This is a genomic window from Prosthecobacter sp. (assembly GCF_044373815.1).
Taxonomy (GTDB): Bacteria; Verrucomicrobiota; Verrucomicrobiia; order Verrucomicrobiales; family Verrucomicrobiaceae; genus Prosthecobacter.
Map to the genome: position 1 here is coordinate 1 of NZ_JBIPNG010000367.1, position 6,762 is coordinate 6,762.

The window sequence follows — 6,762 nt, forward strand, 5'->3', positions numbered from 1 at the left end:
CCTCCGTCGTGCATGCCTGTGGTGGTTCATGCGCCCTGGCGGGGATTCTGGCGGTTGGCCCCCGTACGGGTCGTTTCGGTCCGGATGGTTCGCCGCGATTGATCGCCGGTCACAATATACCCCTCGTCACTCTGGGAGTCCTTTTGCTCTGGTTCGGTTGGTTTGGCTTTAATGCCGGCTCTTCCCTTTCCGGCTCTTCCATGATTGGTCGTCTGGTGGTCAACACCACCATCAGTCCTTCCGCTGCTGGCATCGCGGCGATGATCTCCATGTGGTTCATCCAGGGCAAGCCTGATGTGAACATCGCCATGAACGGCGCACTCGGCGGCGCGGTGGCCATCACCGCCTGCTGCGGCAATGTCACACCCGGTGCGGCCATCGTCATCGGTGCCTTTGGTGGCATGATCACCACCGTGGCGACGATCGCCCTGGAACGCTGGAAAATTGACGATGCCGTGGGTGCCGTGCCGGTGCATCTGGCCTGCGGCTGGTGGGGCACGCTGTGTGTGGCCTTGTTTGATGAGAAAGGTTTCAGCATCCAGCGCCTGGGCGTTCAGGCTCTCGGCACTTTGAGCATCAGCGTCTATTCATTCGTTGTCTGCACCGCAGTCTTCGCCTTCATCAAGTTCTGCGTCCGCATCCGCGCCACGGAGGAGGAGCAGATCAACGGCCTCGACTTCACCGAGCACGCGGCGAACGCTTACCCCGACTTCCAGACCACGGAGCAGGCCTGAGGCAAGCTTGGTCAGGCATTGCGCAAGATCGGCGGCGCGCCCCGGACGCGGTTGTGCGTTGATTCCAGGTCATGATCAATCTCACCCGTCTTTACTGTGATGTCGCCCAGCCCATGGACCACCTGCGCTATGGCCGCGGCCACGGTTCCCCAACTTCCGCTGCTGAGCGCCGCCCCATTGTAGTCTGGAACATCACCCGCCGCTGCAACCTGAAATGCGTCCATTGCTACCAGGATTCCGATTCGAAATTCTACCCTGGAGAACTCACCTGGGAGCAGTGCAAAGACGTTGTCGATGATCTCGCCGAGTACAAGGTGCCCGCCCTGCTGCTCTCCGGCGGCGAGCCGACGATCCACCCGCATTTCTTTGAACTGGCCGAATACGCTACCGGCAAGGGCCTGCGCCTCACGCTTTCCACCAACGGCACGCTGATCAATCCCGAGTGGGCGCAGCGCATCAAGGACATCGGCTTCTCCTACGTCGGCATCTCGCTCGACGGCATGGGTGCCACGCACGACCACTTCCGCGGCAAGGTGGGAGCCTTTGACAAAGCGGTGGCTGCGTTTCGGAACTGCAAGGCGGTGGGCCAGAAAGTGGGCCTGCGCCTCACGCTCTCCCGTCACAACATCGCCGATATCGAATCCATCCTCGACTTCATCGAGAAGGAGGACATCGAGCGCGTCTGCTTTTACCACCTCGTCTACAGCGGTCGTGGTGCGGATCTCATGGAAGTGCCGCATGAGGAGACACGCGGAGCCATCGACAAGATCCTCGACCGCACCGCCAAGTGGGCCGCGAGCGGCAAGCCACGTGAGGTTTTGACCGTCGATCAACCTGTGGACGGCCCCTACCTCTACATGCGTCTGAAACGGGAGAACCCCGAACGTGCCGCACGTGCGATGGAACTTCTCACCTGGAACGGTGGCGGTGCCAACAGTAGCGGCACCGGCATCAGCAACATCGACACCCAGGGCAATGTGCATCCCGACCAGTTCTGGCATGAGCTCACGCTGGGCAACGTGAAGGATCGTAAATTCAGCGACATCTGGAGCAATCGCGACAACGCCACGCTCAATGCCTTGCGGGATCGCAAACAGCACCTCAAGGGCAAATGCGCGCAATGCAGTTTCCTGGATGTGTGTGGTGGCGGCTTCCGCGTGCGCGCTCTGCAAATGACCGGCGACCTGTGGGCACCTGACCCATCCTGCTATCTTAATGATCAGGAGATTGGCCTCGGTCAAGCAGCCTGAAATTACTCCGTTTAGCGGGTATGGAAATTAAGATAAATGCGACGTGATAACAGGATTTTGACGAGCTGTTTTCTTGCCCTTTGACCATACTCCTGTCAGCATTGTCAGGCGTTGTGTGAAGTCACACCACTGCATCAACGTCATCACCTTCATCTTTTTAAAACCCATGAAAGCTTCGCGTTGTCCCACCTCCTGTGTTGCCCGCATGTTCGCCATGCTGACACCCGTTGTTCTTCTGGTCCAGTGCGCCATGCCACCGAGGGAGGCATGGCACAGCATTCAGACGAACGGACTGATTCCCTACCTGAGTTCTGCAAGACCGTCACCGCCCTTCCGCACCGGCGGCTTGTATTCCCAGCGTTATGCCGCCTACACTCAGCGCCCTCGTTACGGCACAACCAGCGCAACCACGCCAAATAACTATTTCAGCACGCTCTCCACTGGTTTGGGCAGTACCAGATATGTGCCTCGCACGCGGCCGAGCAGCCCCTCCCTGGTGCGCCGCCCGGATGTGAAAATCCCTGTGGAAGAACCCTCCCACACTGCGGCTCCTCGCATCGCGAATAATCCGCCACCTGTCAGCTCGGCACCAAAAACCACGGACAGCGCCCCACCCACGGCTGAAAGCCTGCCCTATGGCGCCCCAGTCCCGGGCCGTATGAACATGGTGAACAGCCCCTTCGCTGGCAAAACCCAGCTGGTGGATGTTTCCGGCATGAGTGCCGGCCAGACCGTGAAGTGCCCCTACACTGGCAAATTGTTCAAAGTACCTCCGACTCAGCAGGCTGCAAACAACGTGGAAGCACGCCTGGAATCCAAGCCTGAGGCCCCCAAGGCCAGCGAGGAGCCCAAAGCCGAGGACAAAAAACCCTGAAAACTGCTCCAAAAGAGGGTTTCACCACGCTCGAACCCCGGGAAACCGGGGGCGGACTGCATTTGAGGTTGATTCAACCTTGATCAGTGGAACTCTTGCCGCCCTCAAAACCGCAAACGACAACCGATCATCCATCATGGGTCAACAACTGAACAAAGTCATCAAACGCCGCCGCCGTAAGCTCTATCTTGCCCGCAAGAAAGCTCTGGCCAAGGCCGGCGTCTCCCGCAAAGCACGCGCCGTTAAATCCGAAGCCAAAACCGCCAAGAAGGCTCCAGCCAAGAAAGCTGCCGTCAAGAAGGCCACCACCAAGCCCAAGGCTGCTGAAGTCGCCGCCGAAGCTGTGGCTCCTGTGATCGAAACCGCTGCTCCTGCTGTTGAAGTTGCTGAGACCGCTGCTCCTGAAGCTGCTGCCCAGGAATAAGCGCTTCGCCGCACTTCCATTTCAAAACAAGACCACCGTCATGGCGCGCCGTGACGGTGTTTTTTTGTGCTGTGCCGCTGCCAGTCTAGTTTAGCGGAACCACAAGTTCCCACCTGCGCCCGGGGCACCGCTGGAGGAGCTTGAATTGTAGCCGTCGTAGTACCCGCGTTCAAAGCTGGAGCGATAGCGCGGATCATAGCGCCCTACTTGAGCCGAGGGATCGGCCACCCGTCCTCCCGTACGGTCACGAAGACCGTAGTCGTAACCTTGGCTGTAGGTCGGATCACGCGGTGCCTGCTGCTGCGGCGGCACATTCGGCACAGGTGGCTGAGCCATGCCCTGATTGGGATAGCCACCGACTTCACGGCGGCTGTTCATCGTCAGACCATAGCTTTGATTGTACGCATCGCGATAGGCCATCTCGGTATTGCGGTCATAGCGTGATGCATAGCGCTGGTAGTTCTGGCTCTGGCCCTGCTGTGCGTCCATCTGCCCGTCCTGCTGACCGCGCTCAAACGCCATGCTGTTCATCTGTGAACCCTGATCCCTCATGTCCTGGCGGTACGGATTCGCATAGGGATCCGGACCGTTCGGACCTTGATAAGGGTCCACGCATTGCGTGAGAAGCAGCGGCAGAGCCAGTGTGAGGAGATGGGCTGATTTCATAAGCTGAATCGTATGGGAAGATCACGGGCTGGCAAGATGCAGTCGGCCGAAACTACTTCTTCCCCTTCTGCGCCGCTGCGGTGAACCAGTCGCCACCACCGCCGCCGCCAAAGGGATTGCCCATGCCGCCACCGGAGCTGCGCTGGCCACCACCACCGCTGGAAAAGCTGCGCTGACCACCGGCAGGCCCGCCTGCGGGGCGTGGCCCTGCTGCCCCCTGCTTCTTCTCAAAGTCAGGCTTGGATTTCATGCTCAGCGCGATGCGCTTGCGCGGAATGTCCACTTCCGTGACCGTGACCTGCACGCGCTGCGCCACTTTCACGATCTCCGCCGCATCCTTTACAAACGTGTCGCTGAGCTGGCTCACATGCACGAGGCCGTCCTGATGCACGCCGATGTCCACAAAGGCGCCAAAGGCCGTCACGTTCGTCACGATGCCCGGCAGCTTCATGCCCACGGTGAGATCCTTCATGTCATTCACGCCTTCAGCGAAACTGAAGACCTCGAACTGCTTGCGCGGATCACGCCCTGGCTTGGCGAGCTCGTTCATGATGTCCTGCAGCGTCGGCAGGCCCACGTCTTCGCTCACATACTTCTTCAAGTCGATCTTCTGACGCAAGTCAGCGCGCTGCATGAGTTCCGGCACCGTGCAGCCAATCTCTGCCGCCATCTTTTCCACCAGCGGATAGCGCTCCGGATGCACCGCGCTCGCATCCAGCGGGTGCACGGCATCACGAATGCGCAGGAAGCCCGCCGCCTGCTCGAAAGCTTTGTCGCCGAGCCGTGGCACCTTCATTAGATCCTTGCGGCTCTTGAACGGGCCGTTCTCATTGCGGAAGGCCACGATGTTCAACGCGTGGGTGCTGTTCAGGCCGGACACGTAGCTGAGCAACTGCTTGCTCGCCGTGTTCAACTCCACACCCACGCCGTTCACCGCACTGATCACAACCTGATCCAGACTCGTCTTGAGCTGGTTCTGATCCACGTCATGCTGATATTGACCGACACCAATGGACTTCGGATCAAGCTTCACAAGCTCAGCCAGCGGGTCCATCAGACGACGAGCGATGGAAACTGAGCCACGCACCGTGATGTCTTGATTCGGGAACTCCTCACGCGCGACTTCGCTGGCGCTGTAAATGGAGGCACCGCTCTCGTTCACCATGATCACCGGAATCGAAGCCGGCACACCGATCTTCTTCACAAACATCTCCGTCTCACGGCTGGCGGTACCGTTGCCGATGGCGATGGCCTGAATCTTGTAACGATCCACCAGATTGAGCACCAGATTCTTCGCATGCAGCAGTCCGCTGCCCTCGCCGAGCAGGTAGATCACATCGTTGTAGAGAAGCTGCCCCTGAGCATCGAGGACAACCACTTTGCAACCGGTGCGAAAGCCGGGGTCGATGCCGAGCACGCGCTTCTGTCCCAGCGGCGCCGCCAGCAGCAGCTCACGCAGGTTGTCGGCAAATACGCGCACCGCCTCTGTGTCCGCCTTCTTCTTTGATTCAAGACGAGCCTCCGTCTCCATGCTGGAACTCATCAGGCGCTTGTAGCAGTCTGCGCAGGCCAGCTTCATCTGGTCAGAGCAGACATTGCCGCCTTTGACGAAGAGGTTTTCGAGCATCTTGATCGCTGTGTCTTCCGCAGGCTGGATGCGCATGAGCAGGAATCCTTCTTTTTCACCGCGGCGAATGGCGAGCATGCGGTGCGACGGAATGGCTTTCAGCGGCTCGCTCCAGTCGAAGTAGTCGCGGAACTTCTGCGCCTCTTCGTCTTTTTCTTTTCCAAACATGACCTTGGAAACAACCGTGGACTGCTCCGCGAAAAACTTGCGCAAGGTGGCACGAGCATCCGCGTGGTCGCTGATGCGCTCCGCGATGATGTCGCGTGCACCACTCAGCGCGTCGTTGGCGTCCTTGACGCGCAGCTCTTCGTTTTCGTGATCCGGGTTCACATACTTCACCACTTCGCCATTCAGATCCACTCCATGGGTCATGAGATTGGCCTCAATGAAATCTGCCAGCGGCTCCAAACCTTTTTCCTTCGCGATCGTGGCGCGTGTGCGACGCTTCGGACGGAACGGCGCAAAGATATCCTCCAGCGCATTCATCGTCTCGGCCTTGTCGATCTTCGCGCGCAAGACGTCCGTCATGAGCTTGCGCTCTTCGAGCGATTTCACAATCGCGGTGCGGCGGTCGTCCAGCGCCACGAGCTGAGTCATGCGCTCCTGGATGTTCTGAATTTGCACTTCATCCAGAGACCCTGTGGCCTCCTTTCGGTAACGGGCGATGAACGGCACCGTGGCGCCATCGGCAAAGAGTTTGGCCGTCGCGCCGACCTGAATGGCCCGCAGGCCCAGTTCCTTGGCGACACGTTCGACGTGGGTGACATTGATGTTGAGTTCGTTAGCAGCAGACATGGTTGGGAAAGTGAAAAGTGGAGGATAAAAATCCGGTTGGGATGGGTGGAGTTAGCGAGACGATCACGGGCAGCAACCATTCAAGATCACATGTGAAAAACTTTTGTCGGAGCCATGGCTTGACATCGTGTTGCGAAATTTCCATGGCGGCTTCGTATTGAAGCAGCATGAAGAATTTTTTTGTGGCTTTTCTGGTTTCAACCCTTGCATCTGCCGCTGAGGACTGGCCGTGCTGGCGTGGGCCGAATGCGGATGGAGCCTGGAATCCAAAGGACATCCCGGCGGACTTTGCCAGGAAAGAGCCCGTGAGGCTGTGGAAAAAGGAGATCAGCGCCGGATTCGGCGGTGTCACCGCAAGCGGCGGAAGAGTGTATGTGATGGACCGGCTCTAG

The 6,762-nt window shown here is 58.9% G+C and carries 8 protein-coding genes; 5 read left to right on the forward strand and 3 right to left on the reverse strand.

Features of this window, described 5'->3' with window-relative positions:
- On the forward strand, positions 1–734 hold a 734-nt coding region (locus tag ACIREA_RS23290; protein ID WP_397384740.1), incomplete at its 5' end, for an ammonium transporter.
- Between the two features lie 71 nt (positions 735–805).
- The gene (locus ACIREA_RS23295; protein ID WP_397384741.1) at positions 806–1,984 is read left to right on the forward strand and encodes a radical SAM protein; all 1,179 of its coding nucleotides are present in this window, start codon (positions 806–808) and stop codon (positions 1,982–1,984) included.
- Between the two features lie 27 nt (positions 1,985–2,011).
- Here the strand turns inward: ACIREA_RS23295 and ACIREA_RS23300 are convergent, their stop codons facing one another.
- Positions 2,012–2,236: a hypothetical protein gene (locus ACIREA_RS23300; RefSeq protein ID WP_397384742.1), complete on the reverse strand. Its 225-nt coding sequence runs from the start codon at positions 2,234–2,236 to the stop codon at positions 2,012–2,014.
- Here ACIREA_RS23300 and ACIREA_RS23305 point away from each other — a divergent pair.
- Entirely contained in the window at positions 2,235–2,858 is a 624-nt protein-coding gene (locus ACIREA_RS23305; protein ID WP_397384743.1) for a hypothetical protein, read from the forward strand. The genes ACIREA_RS23300 and ACIREA_RS23305 overlap by 2 nt on opposite strands.
- A gap of 136 nt (positions 2,859–2,994) precedes the next feature.
- Complete coding sequence (locus tag ACIREA_RS23310) at positions 2,995–3,282, forward strand: hypothetical protein (protein WP_397384744.1); 288 nt, start codon at positions 2,995–2,997, stop codon at positions 3,280–3,282.
- Between the two features lie 90 nt (positions 3,283–3,372).
- Here the strand turns inward: ACIREA_RS23310 and ACIREA_RS23315 are convergent, their stop codons facing one another.
- Entirely contained in the window at positions 3,373–3,948 is a 576-nt protein-coding gene (locus ACIREA_RS23315; protein ID WP_397384745.1) for a hypothetical protein, read from the reverse strand.
- Between the two features lie 52 nt (positions 3,949–4,000).
- Complete coding sequence (locus ACIREA_RS23320) at positions 4,001–6,370, reverse strand: Tex family protein (RefSeq protein ID WP_397384746.1); 2,370 nt, start codon at positions 6,368–6,370, stop codon at positions 4,001–4,003.
- Positions 6,371–6,537: 167 nt separating this feature from the next.
- On the opposite strand from ACIREA_RS23320, the gene ACIREA_RS23325 reads away from it, so the two are divergent.
- Positions 6,538–6,762: a hypothetical protein gene (locus ACIREA_RS23325; RefSeq protein WP_397384747.1), complete on the forward strand. Its 225-nt coding sequence runs from the start codon at positions 6,538–6,540 to the stop codon at positions 6,760–6,762.

Coding starts and splice junctions, on each gene's coding strand:
- ACIREA_RS23295 (WP_397384741.1), top strand. CDS start 806: ATGATCAATCTCACCCGTCTTTACTGTGATGTCGCCCAGCCCATGGAC.
- ACIREA_RS23305 (WP_397384743.1), top strand. CDS start 2,235: ATGCCACCGAGGGAGGCATGGCACAGCATTCAGACGAACGGACTGATT.
- ACIREA_RS23300 (WP_397384742.1), bottom strand. CDS start 2,236: ATGGCGCACTGGACCAGAAGAACAACGGGTGTCAGCATGGCGAACATG.
- ACIREA_RS23310 (WP_397384744.1), top strand. CDS start 2,995: ATGGGTCAACAACTGAACAAAGTCATCAAACGCCGCCGCCGTAAGCTC.
- ACIREA_RS23315 (WP_397384745.1), bottom strand. CDS start 3,948: ATGAAATCAGCCCATCTCCTCACACTGGCTCTGCCGCTGCTTCTCACG.
- ACIREA_RS23320 (WP_397384746.1), bottom strand. CDS start 6,370: ATGTCTGCTGCTAACGAACTCAACATCAATGTCACCCACGTCGAACGT.
- ACIREA_RS23325 (WP_397384747.1), top strand. CDS start 6,538: ATGAAGAATTTTTTTGTGGCTTTTCTGGTTTCAACCCTTGCATCTGCC.